Source organism: Pseudaminobacter soli (ex Li et al. 2025) (assembly GCF_003012705.1).
GTDB lineage: Bacteria > Pseudomonadota > Alphaproteobacteria > Rhizobiales > Rhizobiaceae > Pseudaminobacter > Pseudaminobacter soli.
The window spans coordinates 54929-76492 of sequence record NZ_PXYL01000005.1 but is presented as its reverse complement, the minus strand read 5'-3'; the positions used below and the strand labels follow the sequence as shown (position 1 = coordinate 76492).

General features: G+C 63.4%; 24 protein-coding genes and 1 tRNA gene. 10 read left to right on the top strand and 15 right to left on the bottom strand.

Translation table 11 applies throughout. The features are described 5' to 3' along the window. The first annotated feature begins 1 nt into the window (after position 1). Positions 2 to 322 carry a hypothetical protein gene (locus tag C7I85_RS11840; protein WP_106724198.1) on the top strand — a complete coding sequence of 107 codons (321 nt, stop codon included), beginning with the start codon at positions 2 to 4 and terminating at the stop codon, positions 320 to 322. Continuing rightward, entirely contained in the window at positions 322 to 1356 is a 1035-nt protein-coding gene (locus C7I85_RS11835; protein ID WP_106724197.1) for a hypothetical protein, read from the top strand. The genes C7I85_RS11840 and C7I85_RS11835 overlap by 1 nt, the downstream gene beginning before the upstream one ends. Before the next feature lie 599 nt (positions 1357 to 1955). Here C7I85_RS11835 and C7I85_RS11825 read toward each other — a convergent pair. Then, a tRNA-Arg gene (locus tag C7I85_RS11825) sits at positions 1956 to 2032 on the bottom strand. Between the two features lie 160 nt (positions 2033 to 2192). Between C7I85_RS11825 and C7I85_RS11820 the strand changes: the two genes are divergently transcribed. Beyond that, positions 2193 to 2654 carry a YbaK/EbsC family protein gene (locus tag C7I85_RS11820; protein WP_106724195.1) on the top strand — a complete coding sequence of 154 codons (462 nt, stop codon included), beginning with the start codon at positions 2193 to 2195 and terminating at the stop codon, positions 2652 to 2654. Positions 2655 to 2775: 121 nt separating this feature from the next. Continuing rightward, positions 2776 to 3375: an IMPACT family protein gene (locus C7I85_RS11815; protein ID WP_106724460.1), complete on the top strand. Its 600-nt coding sequence runs from the start codon at positions 2776 to 2778 to the stop codon at positions 3373 to 3375. 19 nt (positions 3376 to 3394) lie between these two features. Here C7I85_RS11815 and C7I85_RS11810 read toward each other — a convergent pair whose 3' ends face one another. After that, positions 3395 to 4588, bottom strand: coding sequence for a pyridoxal phosphate-dependent aminotransferase (locus tag C7I85_RS11810; RefSeq protein ID WP_106724194.1), 1194 nt, complete (start codon positions 4586 to 4588; stop codon positions 3395 to 3397). Between the two features lie 85 nt (positions 4589 to 4673). Here C7I85_RS11810 and C7I85_RS11805 point away from each other — a divergent pair, with 85 nt between their 5' ends. Continuing rightward, complete coding sequence (locus C7I85_RS11805) at positions 4674 to 5345, top strand: GNAT family N-acetyltransferase (RefSeq protein ID WP_106724193.1); 672 nt, start codon at positions 4674 to 4676, stop codon at positions 5343 to 5345. A 164-nt stretch (positions 5346 to 5509) separates the two neighbouring features. Then, complete coding sequence (locus C7I85_RS11800) at positions 5510 to 5692, top strand: hypothetical protein (protein WP_245444906.1); 183 nt, start codon at positions 5510 to 5512, stop codon at positions 5690 to 5692. Positions 5693 to 5711: 19 nt separating this feature from the next. Here C7I85_RS11800 and C7I85_RS11795 read toward each other — a convergent pair whose 3' ends face one another. Together C7I85_RS11795 and C7I85_RS11790 are read right to left on the bottom strand one after the other, a co-directional pair. Next, positions 5712 to 7139 (bottom strand): ATP-binding protein, encoded by a 1428-nt coding sequence (locus C7I85_RS11795; RefSeq protein WP_106724191.1) that lies wholly within the window; start codon positions 7137 to 7139, stop codon positions 5712 to 5714. Beyond that, entirely contained in the window at positions 7136 to 7852 is a 717-nt protein-coding gene (locus tag C7I85_RS11790) for a response regulator (RefSeq protein WP_106724190.1), read from the bottom strand. The genes C7I85_RS11795 and C7I85_RS11790 overlap by 4 nt, the downstream gene beginning before the upstream one ends. Before the next feature lie 181 nt (positions 7853 to 8033). Here C7I85_RS11790 and C7I85_RS11785 point away from each other — a divergent pair, with 181 nt between their 5' ends. After that, positions 8034 to 8354 carry a hypothetical protein gene (locus C7I85_RS11785; RefSeq protein ID WP_245444905.1) on the top strand — a complete coding sequence of 107 codons (321 nt, stop codon included), beginning with the start codon at positions 8034 to 8036 and terminating at the stop codon, positions 8352 to 8354. Between the two features lie 44 nt (positions 8355 to 8398). Next, complete coding sequence (locus C7I85_RS11780; protein ID WP_106724189.1) at positions 8399 to 8620, top strand: hypothetical protein; 222 nt, start codon at positions 8399 to 8401, stop codon at positions 8618 to 8620. A gap of 349 nt (positions 8621 to 8969) precedes the next feature. Here the strand turns inward: C7I85_RS11780 and C7I85_RS11775 are convergent, their stop codons facing one another. The 4 genes from C7I85_RS11775 to C7I85_RS11760 form a co-directional block, all read right to left on the bottom strand. Further along, positions 8970 to 10148, bottom strand: coding sequence for a nickel/cobalt transporter (locus C7I85_RS11775; RefSeq protein WP_106724188.1), 1179 nt, complete (start codon positions 10146 to 10148; stop codon positions 8970 to 8972). A 5-nt stretch (positions 10149 to 10153) separates the two neighbouring features. After that, positions 10154 to 10819 carry a DUF1007 family protein gene (locus C7I85_RS11770; RefSeq protein ID WP_106724187.1) on the bottom strand — a complete coding sequence of 222 codons (666 nt, stop codon included), beginning with the start codon at positions 10817 to 10819 and terminating at the stop codon, positions 10154 to 10156. 173 nt (positions 10820 to 10992) lie between these two features. Then, positions 10993 to 11892, bottom strand: coding sequence for a LysR family transcriptional regulator (locus C7I85_RS11765; RefSeq protein ID WP_106724186.1), 900 nt, complete (start codon positions 11890 to 11892; stop codon positions 10993 to 10995). A 4-nt stretch (positions 11893 to 11896) separates the two neighbouring features. After that, the gene (locus C7I85_RS11760) at positions 11897 to 13099 is read right to left on the bottom strand and encodes an amidase (protein ID WP_106724185.1); all 1203 of its coding nucleotides are present in this window, start codon (positions 13097 to 13099) and stop codon (positions 11897 to 11899) included. Between the two features lie 541 nt (positions 13100 to 13640). On the opposite strand from C7I85_RS11760, the gene odc2 reads away from it, so the two are divergent. Together odc2 and C7I85_RS11750 are read left to right on the top strand one after the other, a co-directional pair. Next, positions 13641 to 14774: an ornithine/lysine decarboxylase gene (odc2, locus tag C7I85_RS11755; RefSeq protein ID WP_106724184.1), complete on the top strand. Its 1134-nt coding sequence runs from the start codon at positions 13641 to 13643 to the stop codon at positions 14772 to 14774. A gap of 283 nt (positions 14775 to 15057) precedes the next feature. Beyond that, positions 15058 to 15654: a GNAT family N-acetyltransferase gene (locus tag C7I85_RS11750; RefSeq protein WP_106724183.1), complete on the top strand. Its 597-nt coding sequence runs from the start codon at positions 15058 to 15060 to the stop codon at positions 15652 to 15654. A gap of 66 nt (positions 15655 to 15720) precedes the next feature. Here the strand turns inward: C7I85_RS11750 and C7I85_RS11745 are convergent, their stop codons facing one another. The 7 genes from C7I85_RS11745 to flhA form a co-directional block, all read right to left on the bottom strand. Then, the gene (locus tag C7I85_RS11745) at positions 15721 to 16002 is read right to left on the bottom strand and encodes an SCP2 sterol-binding domain-containing protein (RefSeq protein ID WP_106724182.1); all 282 of its coding nucleotides are present in this window, start codon (positions 16000 to 16002) and stop codon (positions 15721 to 15723) included. A gap of 119 nt (positions 16003 to 16121) precedes the next feature. After that, positions 16122 to 16646, bottom strand: a complete 525-nt coding sequence (locus C7I85_RS11740; RefSeq protein WP_181257152.1) for a hypothetical protein — start codon at positions 16644 to 16646, stop codon at positions 16122 to 16124. Further along, positions 16643 to 17062: a hypothetical protein gene (locus C7I85_RS11735; protein ID WP_106724180.1), complete on the bottom strand. Its 420-nt coding sequence runs from the start codon at positions 17060 to 17062 to the stop codon at positions 16643 to 16645. Before C7I85_RS11735 ends, C7I85_RS11740 begins: the two co-directional genes overlap by 4 nt. A gap of 36 nt (positions 17063 to 17098) precedes the next feature. Beyond that, positions 17099 to 17659: a rod-binding protein gene (locus tag C7I85_RS11730; RefSeq protein WP_106724179.1), complete on the bottom strand. Its 561-nt coding sequence runs from the start codon at positions 17657 to 17659 to the stop codon at positions 17099 to 17101. Between the two features lie 64 nt (positions 17660 to 17723). Then, entirely contained in the window at positions 17724 to 18125 is a 402-nt protein-coding gene (locus tag C7I85_RS11725) for a hypothetical protein (RefSeq protein ID WP_106724178.1), read from the bottom strand. A 2-nt stretch (positions 18126 to 18127) separates the two neighbouring features. Beyond that, positions 18128 to 18880 (bottom strand): flagellar biosynthetic protein FliR, encoded by a 753-nt coding sequence (gene fliR / locus C7I85_RS11720; protein WP_106724177.1) that lies wholly within the window; start codon positions 18878 to 18880, stop codon positions 18128 to 18130. Further along, positions 18877 to 20946: a flagellar biosynthesis protein FlhA gene (gene flhA, locus C7I85_RS11715; RefSeq protein ID WP_245444925.1), complete on the bottom strand. Its 2070-nt coding sequence runs from the start codon at positions 20944 to 20946 to the stop codon at positions 18877 to 18879. Before flhA ends, fliR begins: the two co-directional genes overlap by 4 nt. Between the last annotated feature and the right edge of the window lie 618 nt (positions 20947 to 21564).

The following is a 21564-nucleotide window of genomic DNA, read 5'->3' as shown; positions in this document are numbered from 1 at the left end:
CATGACCACGACACGGGCATTGATCTTCTCTCTGTCCATGCTTGTCCTGTCCATCGGTGGTTTGTTGTTCATGGCGGCACAGGCGAAGGCACAGCGGGCCTCATGCTTTTATCTGGAGCGGATCATCAGCGACTTGCATGAACTGCGCGGCGAGGAACTCGCTTGGTCCGGCACTCAACGGGTCAACGGCGCGACGATCCGCACGATGCTGTTTCAGTCTCCTCATCTGACGTGGACGCTGGTCGTCTCTCAGCACACGACCGGTTGCATCATCGGTCAGGGCTCGGGCGCCAGTCCCGTTATCATCGGGAGGGATGCCTGATGGCCAACCCCGACGGTGTGACCAAGACCGACCCCGAAGACCTCCTCCGAATCCGCCAGCTTCTCCCAGAGTTCACCCGCCTCGATCAGTCCGTGAATTACAACGGCCTGGCGAAAGCTGCCGGCATAAACCGGATGACAGCCAGGCGGCGGATCCAGATGATCACGGAAGCCGACAGGAAGACCAATCAGGAGGCGTATACTCCTGACGTCGAGCCGGACACCTTTAAGGCGCGCGTCCGCGTCAGGGCCTACAATCCGAACGTGGTCAAAGACATCCCGGCCCGCAAGGTGATCGCCATCGGCGACCTGCATATCAAGCCGGGCATGGATTTCGAGCACATGCGCTGGATCGGCCGCCACGTCGCGGCAAGACGACCGGACAACGTCGTCCAGATCGGCGACTGTTTCGATATCGGGAGTTGCGAATTCCACAGCGCCCCCGGCTCTGCCAGCCAGCTAGAGCGCCCAGCCTTCCAGGACGAGATCGGAGCCGGCGAGGAGGCCTTCGACATCTACCATTCGGAGGTGGGTGCCGGCGAAATCCCCCATGACGAGATTTTCGGCAATCACGAGTTTCGCGTCTGGCGGCTCGAGGAGTTGGCGCCGAACCTTGCCGGAACGCTCACGCTGCAGCTGGAGCAGTTCTTCGCGCGCTACCGCTGGCGCACGACGCCATATCGGCATTGGCTGTTCCTGGAGGGCGTCGGTTTCACCCACGTCCCGCATTCGATCATGGGCAAGCCAATCGGCGGTCGCTACCCAGAGAACACGATCGGCAACCAGGCCACGCATTCCATCGTATTCGGGCATACCCACCGCAATAACCACGTCACGGTGCCAAAGATCGGCATCAACAACTCGATCACGATCACCAATCTCGGAAGCGCAATGCCGTATGGCTACACGCCGAAATACACGGACGGCGCGACGACCGGCTATACCTACGGCATTCACGAGCTTCGGCTGCGTGGTGGTCGCGTCGAGTCGGACAAGTTCATTTCCATGCTGGAGCTTGAAGAGCTCTACGCGTGAACTGGCTGCTGTTCCTGCTCATCCGCTGGAACATCCATAGATATGAGACCAAGAGGCGTAGATGAACCGTTGCCTCATGCTGCCGCGGGTATGGCAGCCGCGTGATCCAGAAACCGTATGCACCCGAATCCAAACAGAAGGACCGAGCGTCTATTTCGAGATCACGCTGACGCCAGAAGAGGCCGAGGCCCACGCGCTAGACCTCCTCAACGACGCGCAGCGAGCGAAGCAGGCAAGGGCATCAAGGATATGGCGGGAGGCGATAGAGGATAGGCCCCCGGCAGACTGATCACTTTCCCAGCATCAAATCATCAGCCCGTCGTCTCTCCGGAGGCGGCGGGCGTCTTTTTTGCGTTTCAGGCACCAACGCAGCTTGACTCCAAAGGGCGCGCGTTCCTAATTCGTTCTCATGTACAAGGTCATTGACACAATCGGCGTTCTGATAGACGACGGCTGATGGGAACAGACCGCGATTCCGTGTACGGGATTTGTACGGGACGGGCCGGAATGTTCCACTCTTGTTCTCGCATCAACCTGCAAGTGGCGCCTTATGCGGTAGCGCTAATGTTCGGCTAACCATTGATTTTGCTTGAGGTTTTTGGCGCACCCGACAGGATTCGAACCTGTGACCTCTGCCTTCGGAGGGCAGCGCTCTATCCAGCTGAGCTACGGGTGCCTGGCCGAAGCTGAAGAATCGCTTCGACGAAAATCAGTCGCTGGCCGACCGATCCCGCGCTTCATAGCCGATGCGTTCGCAGGCATCAACGGGGAAATGGAAAAGCTTGTTCGGCCCGATGCGGATTGCCTCTTGCCGCCAGCCGCGATACTCAACTTGCATGTCGCTTGAATCCGTTCGTTCCTTCTTTGCAGCCAATGCGCCGGACATAGCCGTGATCGTCACCGATGCGAGTTCGGCGACGGTCGCGCTGGCCGCCGAGGCGCATGGGGTTTCGCCGGAGCAGATCGCCAAGACGATCTGCCTGCGCGCAGGCGATACGACCATGCTGATCGTGGCGAGCGGAACCGCCCGGCTCGACAATCGCAAGTTCAAGGATCGTTTTGGCGCCAAGGCGCGGATGCTGGGGCCGGAGGAGGTGGCGGAAGCCACGAGCCATCCGGTCGGCGGCGTCTGCCCGTTCGGCTTGCCGCAGCCTTTGCCGGTCTATTGCGATGTCAGCCTGAAGACTTTTGGCGAGGTCGTGCCGGCTGCTGGCGCCACCAATGCCGCGGTGCGGCTCACCCCGCAACGCATGGCTGACCTTACTGCCGCCGAATGGGTAGACGTCTGCCAGTCGTAATTCGCTCCTCGCGCTGGAATTGCGGCGGCGGGGAGCCGGTGCGCTTCCAGCGAACGGCCGGCTCCCGGCAGCACGTTGAGGGTCAAGGCTCGCAGTTCGAATTCGCAAGATGGTTGGAAGCATGTTCACCCTCGACAGCATCGAGACCTTCGAACAGGAGATCAAGAAAAGCCGGTTTCTTGCCGTCGCCGGGCCGATTGCGAGCGAGGCGGCTGCGAAGGAGTTTTTCGCCGCGCATTCCGACCCGGCCGCCAACCACAATTGCTGGGCCTGGCGCATTGGCCAGAGCTATCGCTTCAACGACGATGGCGAGCCGAGCGGCACGGCGGGCAAGCCTATCCTGCAGGCGCTGGACGGCCAGTCGCTCGACAATGTCGCCGTGGTCGTCACACGCTGGTTTGGCGGCATTTTGCTCGGCAGCGGCGGGCTGGTACGCGCCTATGGCGGCACGGCGGCCGCTTGCCTGCGCACGGCCTCGAAAGTGCCGATCATTGCCACGATAGAGGCGCACATCGCCTGCGGCTTCGGCGATCTCGCGCTTGTGCAGGCGCGGCTGGCTGCGCGGCCGGGCGTACAGATCACTGCCGAAACTTTTGACGCGGATGGGGCCGAGCTTGCGGTGACGCTGCCCGAGGCGGATGCGCAGGAGATCGTCCGCATGGTGACCGACATCACCAGTGGCCGGGCCGTAATCAAGCTGCCGGATAAGAGGCCGTCCTGACACGGCCGGTGAATGTCGGCTACGCGGCCTTGCTCTGCAGGAAATCGCCGATCCGCTCCAGGGCGCGCAGGATGTTCTCCTCCGAATTGGCGTATGAGAGGCGGATATAGCCTTCGCCAAGCACGCCGAAATCCGGCCCGCCGATCAGCGCCACGCCCGCGTCCTCCAGAAGCGCGCTGGCGAGCTTCTTGGATTTCCAGCCCGTGCCACTGATGTTGGGGAAGGCGTAGAAGGCGCCCTTGGGCGTGATGCAGGATATGCCTGGCAGGGCGTTCAGCCCCTCGACCACCAGTCTGCGGCGCCGGTCGAAGGCGCGCATCATCTTTTCGACCTCGTCCTGCGGGCCGTCGATCGCCGCGATGCCGGCCCATTGGCTCGGCGCGTTGACGCAGGACCAGCAGTTCACTGCAAGCTTGCGCACCTTGTCGTAGAGGTGCGCGCCTTTCTCGCCATTCGGCCAGATCGACCAGCCCATGCGCCAGCCGGTCATCGCCCAGGTCTTGGACCAGCCGTTCAGCACGATCAGCCGGTCGCGGATTTCGGGGAATTGCAGCAGCGAGCAGTGCTGCTCGCCGTCATAGGTCATGACGTCGTAGATCTCGTCGGAGAGGATCGCGACATGCGGATGCGCCGCCAGCCCCTTCACCAGCTTCTCGATCTCGGCGCGCGGCGTGACGCCGCCGGTCGGGTTGGCCGGCGAGTTGAGGATCAAAAGCCGCGTCTTCGGCGTGACCAGCGACAGTGTCTCCTCGGCCGAGAAGGCAAAGCCGTTCGCCTCGCGCATTGGCACGGGGATGGGCGCGGCACCCGTGAACTCGATCATCGAGCGGTAGATCGGAAAGCCCGGATCGGGGTACAGGATTTCGGTGCCCGGCTCGCCAAACATCAGGATCGCGGCGAACATGGTTGGCTTGCCGCCGGGCATGATCATGACGCTCTCGGGCGACACTTCCACGCCGGTGGTGGCGAGCGTGCGCCGCACCACCGCCTCGCGGGTGGCGAGCAAGCCGTTGGCTGGTGTGTAGCCGTGGTGGCCGTCGCGCAGTGCCTTGATCGCCGCTTCCACGATGTGCTCGGGCGTGCGGAAATCCGGCTGGCCGATGCCGAGATTGACGATGTCGCGGCCTTCATGGGCAAGCTGCGTGGCGCGTGCCAGCACGGCAAAGGCATTTTCTTCGCCGAGGCGGTCGAAGGCGGCAATCGTTTGGAGCATGGTTCACGCCTGTGTGGTTCTTTTGTACAGAATGCGTTTTTGTGAGGCTTTCGGCCAAGGAAAGTCAATCATAAGGGAACATGGGATGACGATCGATCTGGCAAACTGGCAGCCGCGGCCGCGGCCCGCGCGGAAGGTGCTCGAAGGCCGCTATGTGCGGCTCGAGCCGCTCGACCCGGCAAAGCACGGCGACGGGCTGTTTGCGGCATCGTCGGTGCCGGATGCCGGCGACCGTTTTCGCTGGCTGCCGGAATATCCGCCGGAAACCCGCGAAGGCTTCCAGCCCTGGCTCGACAAGGCGACTGCGAGCGAGGACCCGCTCTATTTCACCGTCATCGACAAGGCGAGCGGCGAGATCGCCGGCCGGCAGACTTTGATGCGCATCGATCCGGCCAATGGCGTCATCGAGATCGGCAACATCTATTGGGGGCCGGTGATCTCGCGCAAGCCCGCCGCCACCGAGGCGCAGTTCCTGTTCATGCAATATGCCTTCGACGAGCTCGGCTATCGCCGCTACGAGTGGAAGTGCAACAACGCCAACCTGCCGTCGAAGCGGGCGGCCGAGCGTTTCGGCTTCAAATTCGAGGGGATTTTCCGCCAGCACCTCGTCGTGAAGGGCAAGAATCGCGATACGGCGTGGTATTCTGTCATTGACGGCGAATGGCCTGCGCTGAAACGCGCCTATGAGAACTGGCTCGATCCGGCTAATTACGACGCCGATGGTCAGCAGAAGAAGCGGCTGGAAGATTTTCGCTAGGTGACACGCCCGAGCATTTTGCAGCCAAGCGGAATCGCTTGGCGCCGCAGAAATGCGGCTAGGACAATGAGCTAGAGCGGAGTAAGGGCATCCGTCAGGATGACCGCCGCTCTAGCGAACGGACAGGATTGGAATTGATGATGGATACAGGCAACCGCAACTCAATGATCGCCGCGCTGGTGATCATGCTCGGGTTCGGCGTGTTCGCCTATTTCCTGCCCGCCATCATGCTCGCGGCCAGCGCCATTTCTCCGGTGGCGGGGGTCGCCGTCGTGGTGCTTTTCATCATGTGTTTCTTCATCATCTTCTGGCTGCGGGCACGCAGCCAGAGACGCAAGCAGGACTGACCTGGCGATAGACCTATAGTCAGCCGACCGCCTGCAAGTCCCGGGCGCGCGGCAGCGTCAGCGTCACGCGCAGGCCTCCCTCGGGGCGGTTGCGAAGAGTTACTTCGCCGCCAAAACTGCGCGCCGTGTTGCGGGCGATGGTCAGGCCAAGGCCGAAGCCCCCGGTCTCGCGGTTGCGCGAGCGTTCCACGCGCATGAAGGGGCGGAACACCTTGTCCATCTGATCGTCCGCTATGCCGGGGCCGTCGTCGTCGATGGTCAGCACGATGTTGCCGGCTGTCTGAGAAAGGCTGAGGCGCGCCGTGCCGCCATATTTGATCGCGTTCTCCACCAGGTTGGTGACACAGCGGCGCAAGGGAACGATGTGGCCGAGGCAGATCAGGCCGCGCGCTGGCTTGGGCTGATCGAAGACGACATTGGGGTTGTCGTCGGCGATCGAGTCGACCACCGACCAGAAGTCGATCCGTTCAAGCTCGTCCTCGCTGTTGGGGGTGGCGAAGTCGAGCACGGACGACGAAATGGCCTCGATGTCGGCGAGATTCTGCATCAGCGCCGTCTTGAGCGGCGACTTGCGCAGCAGTTCGAGCCGCAGGCGGATGCGGGTCAGCGGGGTGCGCAGATCATGCGCAAGCGCCGCAGCCAGTAGCTCGCGATCCTCGACATATTCGCGCAGCTTGGCCTGCATGGTGTTCACCGCCCGCGCCGTCGATTTGTATTCGCTGCTGCCTTCCTCGGGCAAAGGAGGGCTCTTCAGGTCCTCGCCGATGCGCTCAACCGCGCTTTCGAGCGTGCGATATGGGGCCGTGAGCCGCCGCAGCAGCCAGATCGACAGCAGCACCACCGCCGCTGCCGCCGAGGCAAAGAGCGGCAGGTTCTGGATGGTCAGCACCGGGCTGAGCGGGGTCGAGGGCATGATGAAATTCAGCCACTGCCCGTCGTTGAACTGGATCGAGGCGATCAGCGTGTCGCTCTTGGTGAAGTCGGCGGCAAGGTCTAGCAGTTCGCGCTCGATGCTGCCGACGTCGTCCCGGTCCAATGGCTTGTGCTGGTGACTGGCGCCGTCCGGCTTCACCGGGGACTCGCGCTGCACCCGCGCTTCCTGCACGCCGTACTTCGCGAGCCGGCCGACGATGATGTCCTCCATCTCGGCCATCTCGTCGTCGTCGGGAATCGTGGTGGTGATGGCCGGCGTGTCCGACATCGTCAGCACATAGGGCGGCACCGAAAGCCCGGCCGCCACCTTCTTGCGCTCGTCCGGCGTCGCCGCATACATCAGCTTGACCAGCGATTGAGACCGGTCGTTGAGCCGGAAGAGGTCGAGAACGTTGTTGGAGGCCACGCGCTCGCGGGCGACGATGGAAAGCGTTAGCACCTGGATAGCCACGAGACCCGCGATGACGATCAGCAGGACCCAGGCAGGCAACGAGCGGGGCAGCAGCCACTTCATTCGGCGGCGACCTCGGGCACGAACTGGTAGCCGCCGCCGCGCACGGTCAGGATCAGCTTGGGCGCGCGCGGATCGTCTTCCATCTTGCGGCGCAGGCGGCTGACGAGAATGTCGACGCTGCGGTCGTAGCTGTAATCGCCGTTCTGGTTCGACAGCTCGATGAGCTGTTCGCGGCTGAGTACGCGCTGGGCGCTCTTGGCCAGAGTCAGCAGCAGGTTGAACTCGGCCGTGGTCAGCTCGACCCGCACGGCTTCGGGGTTGAGCAGCCGGCGGCGCCCGGAATCCAGCGTCCAGCCGGCGAATTTGAAGATCTGCTGCATGGGCTTGTAGCTGGCGCCGGGCTCGGCGCGCCGGCGTAGCACCGCGCGTGTCCGCGCGAGCAGTTCGCGCGGATCGAAGGGTTTTGGCACATAGTCGTCGGCGCCCATCTCCAGCCCGAGCACGCGGTCGATCGTTTCGGTGACGGCGGTCAGCATGATGATCGGCACGGTCGAGTGCGTGCGCAGCTCGCGGCAGATGTCCAGCCCGCTCTTGCCCGGCAGCATCACGTCCAGGATGATCAGGTCCACCGGCGCGCGCCGCAGCGCCGCCTGCATCTCGTCCTCGTCGCGGGCCGCCGAGACGCGAAGCCCGTGCTTCTGGAAATATTCCTGGAGCAGGTCGCGGATTTCCTTGTCGTCGTCGACGATCAGGATGTGGGCATCGGTTTTCAAATTGTCATTCCGTGGTCGCGGTAAAATCCGCAGCGCAGAATAGAGCCATTCACGGTCAGATTGAAACGGTTCTCTTGCCTCGTTGACGCAGCGACTTGGCCGGCCAAGCGGCTGTTACAATCCAGAAACAAAATACTGCAGAGCAGAAAAACGCGGGACATGGCGACCGATCATAAAGACCATGCTGCAAAACACCGGTTCAGGGATCGCCATGAGGAAGTTAGGGACCAGTTCGATCGTCGTTCTGCTCGCCGCGCTTTCGCTTGGCGCCACGTCCGAACAGCCCCTGGCGGGGACGACATCTAGGATGGATCAGTGCAACCGGCTGCAGCAGCAATTCGCCCATGCGATTACCGAGCACGCGGAGGCAAAACGGGCCGCCGAAGCGAAAGCTCTTCAACGGAAGGCCGCCAAGTTCTGTTCCAGCAAACGGCAGGCACAGGGCATACGCGCCTACGCCAACGCTCTGAAGATGCTCGGTGTTCAACCGGTCGAACCCTGATCGGCTGAGTACAACCCCCAGGCCCCTGTCAAAAGGAAACTATTATGACCCTCTCCAAGTCCCTGATCTCGGCTCTCGGCCTGACCGTTGCTCTGGCCTTCTCGGCTCCGATGTTTGCCGCCACCAGCGCCAACGCTGCCGGCACGACCGCCACCCAGACGGACACCAACGCCCCGGCTCCGGCTCCGATGAAGGAAAAGAAGCATCACAAGAAGCCGGTCCACAAGCATCACAAGAAGAGCGAGGCCAAAAAGTCGAGCTACTAATCGGCAAAGCCGGTTTAGCCGGTTAGCTGACAGGGCTGAGACGCCCAATTCGCTCTGGTCGCTGCCACGACCAGAGCGAATTTCTTTTGGCAGGCGGTTTTCGAAGCGCGGCCCTTGGATTGGGCGGCACTTGAGTTCGACTATCGTTTTGGTGCGTCCTTCGAGGCTCGCTTCGCGAGCACCTCAGGATGAGGAAGGTTGCACCAACGGCTCTCATCTTGAGTTGCTAGCCCGCAGGGAAGCCTAGAAGGGCGCACAGGCCGAGCACCTCAGGATGAGGAAGGTTGCGCCAACGGCTCTCATCCTGAGGTGCGAGCCCGAAGGGCGAGCCTCGAAGGACGCGATGAGCTCAGGCGCTGAGGCTCGCCGTCAGCAAAAGCAGGCCAAGCACGAAGACCAGACCGGCGCCGCCGATCTCGAAGGCCGCGTGCACCCGGTTGCCCATCCGCCCGTCGCCGGCAAAGGCGACGGCCCAGTTCTTGGCCGTGACGGCCATGATGGCCAGCGCCGAGACCGTGATGGCGGTGCCGACAGCCATGGCGAGCACCGATAGGATGCCGCCGGCCCAAAGGCCGTTGAGGAAAGCAAAGGTCAGCACGATCAGGGCGCCCGAGCAAGGGCGCAGGCCCACGGCGGTCACGGCCGACCAGGCGGTCTTCCAGCTGAAATTGTCGCCCGAGATCATTGCCGGGTCCGGCAAATGCGAGTGGCCGCAGCTGGAGCACACCATGCCGGCGCCATGGTCATGCGCATTGTGCGAATGATCGTGGTGGTGATGGTCGTGGTGGTCGTGGCTGCAATGGCTGTGATCGTGATGATCATGATGATGGTCATGCGCCGGGTGATCGTCATTGGCATGCACGAGCGCGTGCGCATGCGAATGCGAATGGTGGCTGCAGCTGTGGTCGTGATGGTCGTGCGCATGCGCATGGGCATGCGCTGCCGAAAGGCTGTGAGCCGGATTGGCGCCGATCAGCCCGCGCAGCCGCGGCCAGGCCTTCTGCCAGAGCAGCCATGCGCCGAACATGCTGATCATCACATAGCTTGCCACCTCGAGGAACCAGGTCGCGTTGGTCATCGAAACGGACGTGCCGCGCAGCACCAGGAACAGCAGCGCCATCATGACGATCGCCGTTCCCGCCTGCAGGAAGGCCGAGACGAAGGACAGCATGACGCCGCGCCGCAGCGCCACCTCGTTGGCCAGCAGGTAGGAGGAGATGACTGCCTTGCCATGGCCCGGCCCGGCGGCGTGGAAGATGCCATAGGCGAAGGACAGGCCGACCAAAACCCACATCTGGTTGCCGTCCTCGCGCATCGCCTTCAGCGAGGTGGTGAGCGAACGGTAGAATGTCTGCTGCTGGACATTGATCCAGTTCATCAGGTGGGCAAAGAGGCCTGTCGAGGGGATGGTCGCCTCGTTGGCCCCGATGCCGAGCGAACTTTGCGCATGCGCGTGGGGGGCAAGCTGGGTGAGCACGCAGACCGCTATCAAGGCGGTCAGCAGTACGCGTCCGGTCGTCTTGTTCACGGGCTCTATCCTTGGGCTGGGCAGTTGAGTTCCAGTCGAGTGGCGAAAATCTTGCTCATGTCCGTGCCCGTCGGATCGTTGAAAAACGCGTCCGTCAGCTTGGACTGGTTCTGCTTGATCGCCTCGTCGGGGTCGGGACGGACGACGGTGCGTGTGCATTCCGAGGGCAGGTTTTCGACCGCCATGTTGGCGTCGTCGGTGAAGTCGATTGCCGTGTAGAAGGACGGGTCATAGACGCCGAAATCGACCTTGCCGGAGAGTTTCAGCGGCTTCTTCGGCTCGGATTCGAACGCGATGATGAGCTGGTCGTGGTCGTAATTCGCGATCAGCTTTGCCGGCGGCTTCATCTCCACGTCCTTGTCGTTGACCGTGACCATCTGGAAATAGCCATATACGGCAAGCGACTTGTAGACGGTGTCCGCGACGTCCTTCAGTTCAGCGTCGTCGAGCTTGAGGTCGGAGTTCTTGTCGAACTCCATCAGCACGGTGGAGGAAAACAGCTCGTCGAAGCGCCAGACGTGACGCAGCGATTTCACGGTGTGGTCGGGATTGACGACGACGTCGAGGCGCGCCTCGGCAAAGACATGCGGATGAACGCGTGCCGGGATCGTCGAAGCGAGGAGGGTGGTGGTGGCCGTGGCCAGAATCGCCATTCTCATTCTGACGTTCATAGGCGGTAGCGTTCCTGTGGGGATTCGGATTACCGAGCGTTAACAGAATCCCGGCGAAATTGGGACCAGCCCGCCGCCAAACGCTTCGTTTCCAAGGCCGTAGCCGGCTTCGGGACGAAATTATGCCTTGATTTCAGAATGTTATAATATGTGTTGCGCGGCGCCAAAAAAGGTCAGCCGCGCTCCTTCGGCTTGAACCAGTGCACTAGGTAATCGACGAAGACGCGCACCTTGGCCGGCAAATAGCGCCTGTGCGGGTAGACCGCGAAGATGCCGCCGCCGGGCAGGATGCGCTCGTCGAGCACTGGAACCAGCCGTCCGGCCTCGATGTCCGGGGCGGCGATGAAATCGGGCAGGATGGCGAAGCCGAGACCCGAAAGGGCCGCCGCGCGGGTGGCCATCGGGCTGTTCACTTCCATCTGCCCGGCAACCGAGATGCTGACCGTCTCGCCGCCGTCGCCGAGGAAGGGCCAGTTCGACAGCCAGCGGCCGTTGGTGTCGATGACGCAGGGCATGCCGGCAAGGTCCTGCGGGCGCATTGGGCGCCCGTGCTTTTCGATCAGCTCTGGCGAGGCGCAGATCCTGACCGAGAAGGGCGCCAGCCGTCGCGCGATCAGCGAAGAGTTTTCGAGCCGCGAAATGCGAATGGCGAGATCGAAACCTTCCTCGACCAGATCGACGAAGCGGTCGTCGAGCTGGATTTCGAGCACGATGTCGGGGTGCTCCTTGGCGAAGTCGATCAGCGACTGGCCGATCGGCGCGTCCGCAAAGGTGCGCGGCGCCGAAAGTTTTATGCGGCCCTTCACGTCGCCCGAGGATTCGCGCACCGCATCAGCCAGGCTGTCGACCTCGCGGATGATTTCCGAAGCGCGCCTATAATAGGTGTGCCCGGCCTCGGTGAGCGAGAACTGGCGCGTGGTGCGGTTGAGCAGCAGCGCGCCCAACTCGTCTTCCAGCTCGCGCACATATTTGGAAAGCAGCGCCTTCGAGCGGCCGATCTTGCGCGCGGCGGCCGAAAACCCTTCCGCCTCGACGACGTCGATGAAGGCGCGCATGCGGGTCAGCGTGTCCATTGGTTCATTCCTTGGTTTCGAGAATGCGCCGGCCCAGCGCAATGAGCTGCCGGTCGCTGCCGGCGGGGCCCAGCAGCGACAGCCCGAAGGGCGCGCCGTCAATCGTCCCGAGCGGCAGCGTGATCTGCGGGAAGCCGGAAAGGCCGGAGAGGCATAGCAGCCGCAAGGCGCGCTCGCGATAGGCAAGCAGGCTGTCGGCCGCCTCGGTCTTGAGCGGCGCTGCGCCAGGAACAGTCGGCAGCACGAGATAGCCGTCTTCACCCAGCAGCGCGCCCAGCTCTTCGCGGAAGGCGCCGCGGAATTCGCGCGCTTGCGCCAGCGCGGCATCGTCCACCGTCTGGCCGAAGCGGAAGCGGTCCTCCACACCCCTGTCGAGGCTGCCGGGGTGCTCCTCGATCCAGTGGCCCCGGCTCTCCCATGCCTCGCGCGCCTGGATCCTTCTGAAGGACCAGTAGAGCTCGTCGCTGGACTGGCTGAGCGGGGCGGCTGTCGTTGCCTCGCCGAGCGCGGCAGTCACGAAGCCTAGCATGCGGCGATATTCGGCGGCCTCCGCTGGACCGAAGACGAGTTCGTCCAGCGCGGCGAGGCGGAACAGGCGAGGGGCGGTGCTGTCGCCCTGCTCGCTGTGCGACGAGGGTGCGAACATCACCTTGGCCACCGCCTCATAGACATTCATATCCCGCGCGAACCAGCCGACGGTGTCGAGCGAGGGGGCCAGCGGCATCACGCCGTCGAGCGAAATGCGTCCATGCGTGGTGCGCAGGCCGATCAGGCCGCAGAAGCTGGCCGGTGCCCGGATGGAGCCGCCGGTGTCCGAACCGAGCGCGATGTCGGCCAGCCCGCCGGCCACCGCCGCCGCCGAGCCGGAGGACGAGCCGCCCGTCACGCGGTCGGGGGCGGCCGAATTCACCGGATGCGGAAAATGCGCATTCTGCCCCATCAGCGAGAAGGCGAATTCGTCGGTCTGCGTCTTGCCGAGGAAGTGCGCGCCGGCGTCGAGAATCACCTGCACCGCAGGCGCGCTCCGCGTGGCGGGCGAGCCTTGCGAATAGGCATCAAGGTTGCCGCAGCCGGTGCGATAGCCGGCCACGTCGTAGATGTCCTTCACGCCAAGGCCAAGCCCCGCCAGCGGGCCTGATTGTGCATTGGAAACAGCCACTTGGGGGTAGTCAAGGAAAGCATTCAGGCTGTCGCGCATCGGGCCCATCGTTCAACAAATCGTCGGCTTTGCGCCAGCTTCGTTCGACGCTCGGCATTTTACAAGCGGCCTTACGATTTTTGTTGATTGTGACAGGCCCTAACCCTATATGCCCGCTTGCCCAAAGTCGCACGTGCCTGTGGGCGTCCCCCGACCCTCGAATGGCGAGGTAATCGGGACGGTACCTGGGAAGTAACGAGCCCAGTTGGTTTAGCGGCCAACCGCAAAGCCAAGGACGCCTTGAAGCAACGACGGTGCGGGCCTTTCTGGTGTCTGCCGATCGTCCATAGATCGGGGTTACTGAAGAGGCACACCTTCATTGCCGGCAGTGCGGACTGGGTCTCCCAATCCAAGCCAAGGCAGACAAAGCGAGCAGATGCCGCAAGGCACGAGCTCATCGCCGCGTGAAAGCGTTTTTGCGTTTCGGGATCTCCACCGCCCGGCTCGCTGACTCGCATTCATGCCTTTGTCCATAGCGGCACATGCGATCGAAGGGGATCGCGCCGCAGCTTGATTTAAGCGTGGGGAAACCCGCGCCAAGGAGAGATTCATGGCCACCCAGCGCATCCTCGATTTCCTCGCCACCCGACGTCCCGATGGCCCGTGCCTGGTTCTGGACCTCGACGTCGTGCGCGACAACTACAATGCCTTCGAGAAGGCCCTGCCGAATTCGAAGATCTATTACGCGGTGAAGGCCAACCCCGCGCCGGAGATTCTGCGCCTGCTCGCCCAGCTGGGCTCGTGCTTCGACACCGCCTCGGTAGCCGAGGTCGAGATGGCGATGAATGCTGGTGCCACGCCCCACCGCATCTCCTATGGCAACACTATCAAGAAGGAGCGCGACATCGCGCGCGCCTATGAGCTCGGCATCCGTCTCTTTGCGGTGGACTGCGTCGAAGAGGTCGAGAAGATCGCCCGCGTCGCCCCCGGCGCGCAGGTCTTCTGCCGCGTGCTGACCGATGGCGAAGGTGCGGAGTGGCCGCTGTCGCGCAAGTTCGGCTGCGTGCCGGCGATGGCCGTCGACGTGCTGCGCCATGCCAAGGCGCTTGGTCTCGACGCCTATGGCGTGTCGTTCCATGTCGGCTCGCAGCAGACCGACCTCGTCGCCTGGGATCGCGCGCTGGCCGACGCCAAGGCCGTGTTCTCCGCGCTGGCGCAGGAAGGCATCACGCTGCGCATGGTCAATATGGGCGGCGGTTTCCCGACGCGCTACCTGAAGGACGTGCCGACCGCCCAGGCCTATGGCCAGGCGATCTTCGACGCGCTCTCCAAGCACTTCGGCAACTGCATCCCGGAAACCATCATCGAGCCGGGCCGCGGAATGGTGGGCAATGCCGGCGTCATCAAGTCGGAAGTCGTGCTGATCTCCAGGAAGGCCGACAACGACAATGTGCGCTGGGTCTATCTCGACATCGGCAAGTTCGGCGGTCTCGCCGAGACCATGGACGAGGCGATCCGCTACCCGATCGTCACCCCGCGTGACGGCGATGCGGCCGAGCCGTGCGTGCTGGCGGGCCCGACCTGCGACTCCGCCGACGTGCTCTACGAGAAGGCGCCTTATCCACTGCCGCTGTCGCTGACCATCGGCGACGAGGTGCTGATCGAGGGCACCGGCGCCTACACGACGACCTACTCGGCCGTCGCCTTCAACGGCTTCGAGCCTCTCCGATCCTACGTGATCTGACGGCTCGTTACGGGCGCCCCAAAAGGTGTCCGGCAGCCGCCAGATCATCCTGCCCGCCGGCGTTTCTCGTCGGCGGCGGGTTCGCTCGTGGAAAAACCTCCGCTTGTGAAGGATCGCGGAAATGGAAAATACAAACTGGATTGCCAAAGGCGGCAACGCTGATGATTGGCTGATCTCCCCCCTTGTGGGGGAGATGGGCGGTAGCCCAGAGGGGGGTGCTGCCTCTCTACCGGGGATTCAGGTCACGCAGCAGGATAACGAGCATCCGGGCGATGTACGCTCGATGTTGCCCCCCTCTGCCCTGCCGGGCATCTCCCCCACAAGGGGGGAGATTGGCAGTTGCGTGGCTTTCACCATCGCTGCCGAAACTCCGTCCGATGTCGCTGCGCGCGAGGCGCTGCTCGACCGCGCCATGGGCCCACAGCGGCGGCGCAAGTCGTCGGAAAAGCTGCGCCGCGGCCGTCTGCCGTCGGCGGGGCTGGCCTTCGTCGCGCGTGATGCGGCCGGCGCCGTGCTCGGTACCGTACGGCTGTGGGATGTCAGGCTCGGCGAGGGAAGGGCGCGGGCGCTGCTGCTCGGCCCGCTCGCGGTCGAGCCGTCTCTAAAGGGTGCCGGCGTTGGTTCGGCCCTGATGTGTCATGCGATTGCCGAGGCCGAAAGTCTCGGCCATCGGGCGATCCTGCTGGTGGGCGACGCGCCTTACTATGCACGGTTCGGCTTCTCGGCCGACAAGACCGGCTCGCTTGCGATGCCCGGCCCCTATGAGCGGCACCGCTTCCTGGCGCTGGAACTGGTCGAAGGCGCGCTCGATGGCGCATCCGGCGTGCTGAAGGCAGCCGGGCGCCGCCAGCGTTCCACCGGCTTGGAGACTGCGGCCTGAAGCCCCAAAAAGAAAAAGCCCGGCGCTCAAAACGCCGGGCTTTTCGTTGGCTAATTGTTGTCCGGATCAGATGATCTGGCTGAGCGCCATGGCGACCGACATGTCGCCTTCGACCTTGATCTTGCCGGTCATGAACGCCATCGTCGGGTTCAGGTCGCCGCTGATCAGCGACTCCAGATCGTCGAGGCTGATCTTGATGGTGCAATCGGCCGGAGCGTCGGTGGTGGAAATGCTGGCGCCGTCGATGACGATCACGCCGTCGCCGCCGGTGTCGAACTTCACCGAACGGTCGAAACCGGAACTTTCCACGCGCGACCGGATCTTTTCGACAACCGCTTCAACGCCCATGACAACTCTCCCTGATCTCCTGAGGCGACGCGATCGCTCCCTCTGGGGCAACCGGTCTGGTTGTCACTCGTATAACCTCTCGTTGACGTAAACGTCAATGCCGACGACGCGCCCTCGAGTCAGTGTTCGGCCGAATCCGGCGCGGTTGCGGCTGCCGCATCCGCCTGCTCGTTGCGACGCCGCACCGCCCTGTCGCGGGTTTCGTCACGGTTCAGGAAATCGATCTGCTCGACGATCACGTCGTGGATCATCTCCTGGCCGATCCGGCTGTTGACGGTCTCGCGGATCCCGTTCCTGAACGCGTCGAGATCGAGGTTGTCGCGCTTGGAGTAGTCGATTTCCGGGTTCGCGTAGAGATAGGTGTAGACCTGGTCGGTGATCAGGGAATCGACCGGGACGGTCAGCTTCTTCAGCTCCTTCGGATCAGCCGTGTAGACCAGCCGGGCCAGGAAGTAGCCTTCGACGCTCGCCGCCTTGTTGAAAAGGGGAACGGTGATGACGTTCGTCTTCACATATTTCAACCCGCCGAGAAGCGGCGGCGGAGACGCCGCGTCGGCCTGCGGGTGGGGTGTCTTGAACGAATAAAACACCGCCCCAAGCGTGACGAGGCAGATCCAGACCGCAGCGCCGATGAATTTGATCAACGGGCCCAACCGAATTCACCCTCGGAATAGGTGCCGTCGGCTTCGGCACGCTGGATGACGTTCTGCATCAGCTTGGCCACCTCGCTGACGGCGCCCATATGCGCGCGGATCACGGATTCGTTGATCGTCAGGCGGTCGCGCAGCTTTTCCAGGCTCTCCCGGTGCTCGGCCAGCACCTCGGCGTCTTCGATGCCCTTGGTGGCGCGGGTGAGCTCATAGAGATAGCGGCTCTTGCGCGCATTGGCGGATTTGAGGTCGAAGCCGACGCCGGAGCGGATCGAAGCGGTTTCCTCGTCCACGGCCTCGATGATGCGGCCGATGATCGCCGACAGATTGCCCAGCCGCGCAGTCTGCGCGGCTGTTGCCCGCGTGCTCTGCGCCGGCAGGTTCTCAAACGTCGGCTTCGGTTCGGTCATGTCGATCTGTCCCTTGGTGTTATCGTTTTCGGGGTTTTAGATTTTCGTCTTGGCCGCCAGTGCGGCCTGGTCGCCGGTCAGTTCGCGCGTCAGCTTCATTTCCAGCTGCTGGACGAGCGCGGTCGAAAGCCGGTTGTTCTCATCGGCCTCCGCCTTGCCGGGGCCGCCGGAGACGGGGCCCACGGCGACCTTTTCCTTGCCGTCCATATAGTGGTCGCCGAGCACCCGGTCGGCGATGCCGATGCCGCCGCGTTCGGCCATCACGTCGGCGATCTTGCCGGCCATCATCGACTTCCACATGTCGCCGGCCATGCCCTTGCCGTAGACGTTCTCGGCATCCTTGGGCATCATGTTCTGGATGAAGGTCTGCAGAACCATGGCCTCGAACTTCTTGAAGGTATCGGGCGCCTTGACGTCCGCCGACGCACTGGCGCTTTTGCCGTATCTACCGACATCGCCGACCGAGAAGGTCGCCGACATGCCAGCTGCGGCGGCGCTGCCACGCTTGGCAAGCTCGGCGCGCGCGGTTTCCATGCCCGACGGCTCGACGGCGCGGGCAACGTCAAGAACAATGTCGCTGGGTGGAGAAATCGCCAAGGAAAACGTTCCCTTATCCGGGTTTCGTAGGGTCCAATCTTGAACCAGTAAGCTTGTGGCAACCTTACCGGGAGCTCTGGTCGGGATCGGAAGCGCTCTTGCGCTCGATCATGTCCAGCCTCTCGCGGTCGGCGGTGAGGCGGTCGTCCCACTGGCGCGCCTCGCGATAGGCGCGTTCGACCATGTTGGAGCGGGCGGTGGCGACGGCCACCTTCTCGGCCTCGTCGCGCGCAAGTTGTGCCTGCTCCTGCTTTCGCGCGAAGGCCTTGCCGATGCGGCGGTGATAGATGTCGGGGAACATGCCCGACATCGAGCCCTCGGCGTCGAAGCGGTTCACCAGCTCGACGGCCTCGTTTTCGGCCGCGGCCGCTTCCGACAGGAAGCCGGCATGACGCGTCTCGTGCAGCGCCTTCAGCTGCGCCTGCACCCGCACCAGCTTGGCCAGCCTTTCCTTGCGCGAGGTCATGCTCATCTCCCGATGGTGGTTGTGGCAAAGCCGTCGGCGAACAGGCTGACCATGGTGCCGACGCCGAAATAGAAGATGAACAGCCCGCCGGCGAGGACGAAGGGCAACGAGATGAAGTAGACCGGTATCTGCGGCACCAGCTTGTTCACGAAGCCGATGGTCAGGTTGACCAGTATGGCATAGGCGATGAACGGGCTGCCCAGGCGCAGCACGATCAGAAAACTCTCAGACAGCGTGTCGGTGATATCGACCAGCGCCTCGCGCGGGTTGAAGAAGACGTTGAGCGGGGCGACCTCATAGGAGTTCACTAGCGCCTTGATGATCTCGTGATGAAAGTCGAACACGAACATCAGCATCAGCGCCGAGAAGGAGACGATGGTGGCGAGTGGCGCCTGCGGCTCGGATTCTTCGATGGCCGTTCCGCCCATGCCGCCATAGCCGATCAGCATGGCCATGGCCGAGCCAATGAAATGCAGCGCCATGACGTAGAGCCGCGCCAGCCCGCCGATCAGGCCGCCGATCATCAGCTCCGAAACGATCATCGGCGCCAGCACCTGCGGCCGGCGGTCGATATAGGGCACGATGTGGTCCCACAGATGCACGAGCAGCGCGCCGGTCGCCGCGACCGCCACGAACAGCCTGATCTGGACCGGCACGCGCGCGCTCGAAAGCCCCGGCATGAACAGGAAGCAGGCGCCGATCCTGCAGAAGGCGACGAAGGCCGCCAGAATGACGGTTTCGGGCGCGACGGTCACGAAATGGTTCCGAGCACCTTGATTTCGACGCCCTTGGCGATTTCGACATGGCTGAGCACCGGCAGCGTGGTGAACAGCCGCTCGATGATCATGCGCACATAGGGGCGTGAATCCGGCGCGGTGACGATGACGAAGCGCTCGCCCGCTTCCAGATGACCGCGAATGACCTTGGTGGCTTCCTGGCCGAATTCCTCGAGCTGGCGCGGGTCGATGTCGAACTCGCGCACCTCGCCCTTGGCGTCGCGCTTGAGGGCCTGGTGGAAGGCGAGATCCCAGCGGTTGCCGAGCCGCAGCACTTTCAGCACGCCGCCCTCGGTCACGTCGCCGCAGATCTGCTGGGCCATGCGCACGCGCACATGCTCGACGATCTGCTCGGTGCGGCGCACATGCGGCGCGATTTCGGCGATCGCCTCGATGATGAGATGCAGGTTGCGGATCGATACGCGCTCGGCGAGCAGCAGCTTCAGCACCGCCTGCAGGCCCGGGTAGGAGATGTGCTGGGTGCAGATCTCGTCGGCCAGCTTGCGGTATTCGGGGTCCTGCCGTTCCAGCAGCGCCTTCATGTCCTTGTAGGAGAGCAGCTGCGGCAGGTTGTTGCGGATCACTTCCGACAGGTGCGTCAGCAGCACCGACATGTTGTCGGCGAAGGTGAACTGTTCGCGCTTCAGGTCTTCGCTGAACATTTCCGGCACCGAGTAGGCGCGCATGCCGAAGGCCGGCTCGCGCACTTCCTCGCCCGGAATGTCGGGGATGTCGCGCTGGCCGAGCAGCACCATCACCTCGCCGACGCGCATCTGGTGCTCGGCCACCACCGTGCCGTGAACCTTGATCTGGTAGGTCTTGCCGGGCAGGCTGAGATCGTCGGTCAGGCGAACTTCGGGCACCACGAAACCATATTGCTGGGCAAACTTCTTGCGCATCTTGCCCATGCGGAAGGCCAGCTCCTGGTGCGAGACGAGCAGCTTGGTGGAAAGCTGCTTGCCGATCAGAAGCTCGATCTCGGCGGTCTTCAGCGAATTCTTGACCGAGTTCTTTTCCTCTTCCTCCTTGGCTGCCTGCACCTGCTTTTCGGCAACCTTGGCCTCTTCGGCGATCTGCTGCTGGCGACGGGGAATGACGTAGCCGATTGCGGCCATGGCGCAAGCCAGCACCATGAACGGGAAGAGCGGGAGGCCCGGCATGAGCGCCAGAACCGTCAGCAGCACGGCTGCCACATAGAGCGCGCGCGGATGAGCGCCGAGCTGGCCGAACACGGCCTGGTTGGCCGAGCCGCGCACGCCGCCCTTGGAAACCAGCATGCCCGCGGCCAGCGAGACGATCAGCGCCGGGATTTGGGTCACCAGGCCGTCGCCGACCGACAGCTTGATGAAGACGTCGCCGGCCTTGCCGATGTCCATGCCATGGCGGAAATAGCCGATGGCGATGCCGCCTACGATGTTGATGGCGGTGATGATGAGGCCGGCGATGGCGTCGCCGCGCACGAATTTCGAGGCACCGTCCATCGCACCGAAGAAGGAGCTTTCCTCTTCCAGCTCGCGGCGGCGCAGCTGCGCGGTCTTGTCGTCGATCACGCCGGCCGACAGATCGGCATCGATCGACATCTGCTTGCCGGGAATGGCGTCGAGGGTGAAGCGGGCGCCGACTTCCGCGATACGGGTGGCGCCCTTGGTGATGACGATGAAATTGACGACGATCAGGATCAGGAAGACGATCAGACCGATCACGAAATCGCCGCTCATGACGAGCTGGGCGAAGCCGCTGATGATGTAGCCGGCGGCATGGGTGCCGACATTGCCTTCCGACAGGATCATGCGGGTGGTGGCGATGTTGAGCGACAGGCGCAGCATCGTGGCGATCAGCAGGACGGTCGGGAAGGACGAGAATTCCAGCGGCCGCTGGATCCACAGCGACACCATCAGGATCAGCACCGACAGCGCAATGGAGAAGGCCAGGCCGATGTCGATCATGAAGGCCGGGATCGGCAGGAACAGGACCGCCAGGATGACGATGATGCCGAGCGCGAAGAAGATGTCGCGGCCGCTCTTGGCAGCGTTGCCCGACGGCATTGTTTCTGCGATGGCCACTTGCTTCTCCGTGCTCATTGCCCGCTGGCGCGAAGTGCGGGCGCTGCAACCTTAGAATTCCAAGCTTGCGCGAGCATGGGAGGGTGGAACCGGGGCGCGCCGGCGTCTCCCTCCCCCTCGAGGGGAGGGTGGCCGCGAAGCGGCCGGGAGGGGTCGGTTCATGCCGCGCTCGGCCGCAGCGCGCCGGTGCCTACAGAAAGGGGGATAAACCTGGCGCGCTTTCAAGCTCAACCGCTTGATAAAATTGAGAACCAGAGAAAATCGCCGCCTGCTTCATCCCCCACCTTCCCGCCTCCCGCATAATCGCGGGCATCGGCCTCACCGGGAACACGGGTCATGAACCGGATGAGCGTGGAGGGCGACGATGTCCGGGCTGGTGGTGCTAACGGTAGCGCTGCTGGATGATGAATCCCCAAGTCCGGGCCCAGGGTGTGGCTGGCCGCGCGAATGCGGAGGCGAACAAACCCAGGCAAGAGCATCGAACGGGCGGTCGAAGGGCCGCAGATATTACTTAGATGAGCGTGTCCGACGATCGCCCGTCTTCCCACGTTCCCTCATCCTGAGCTTGCCGAAGGATGACAATGGCCAGACGGTGCAAAC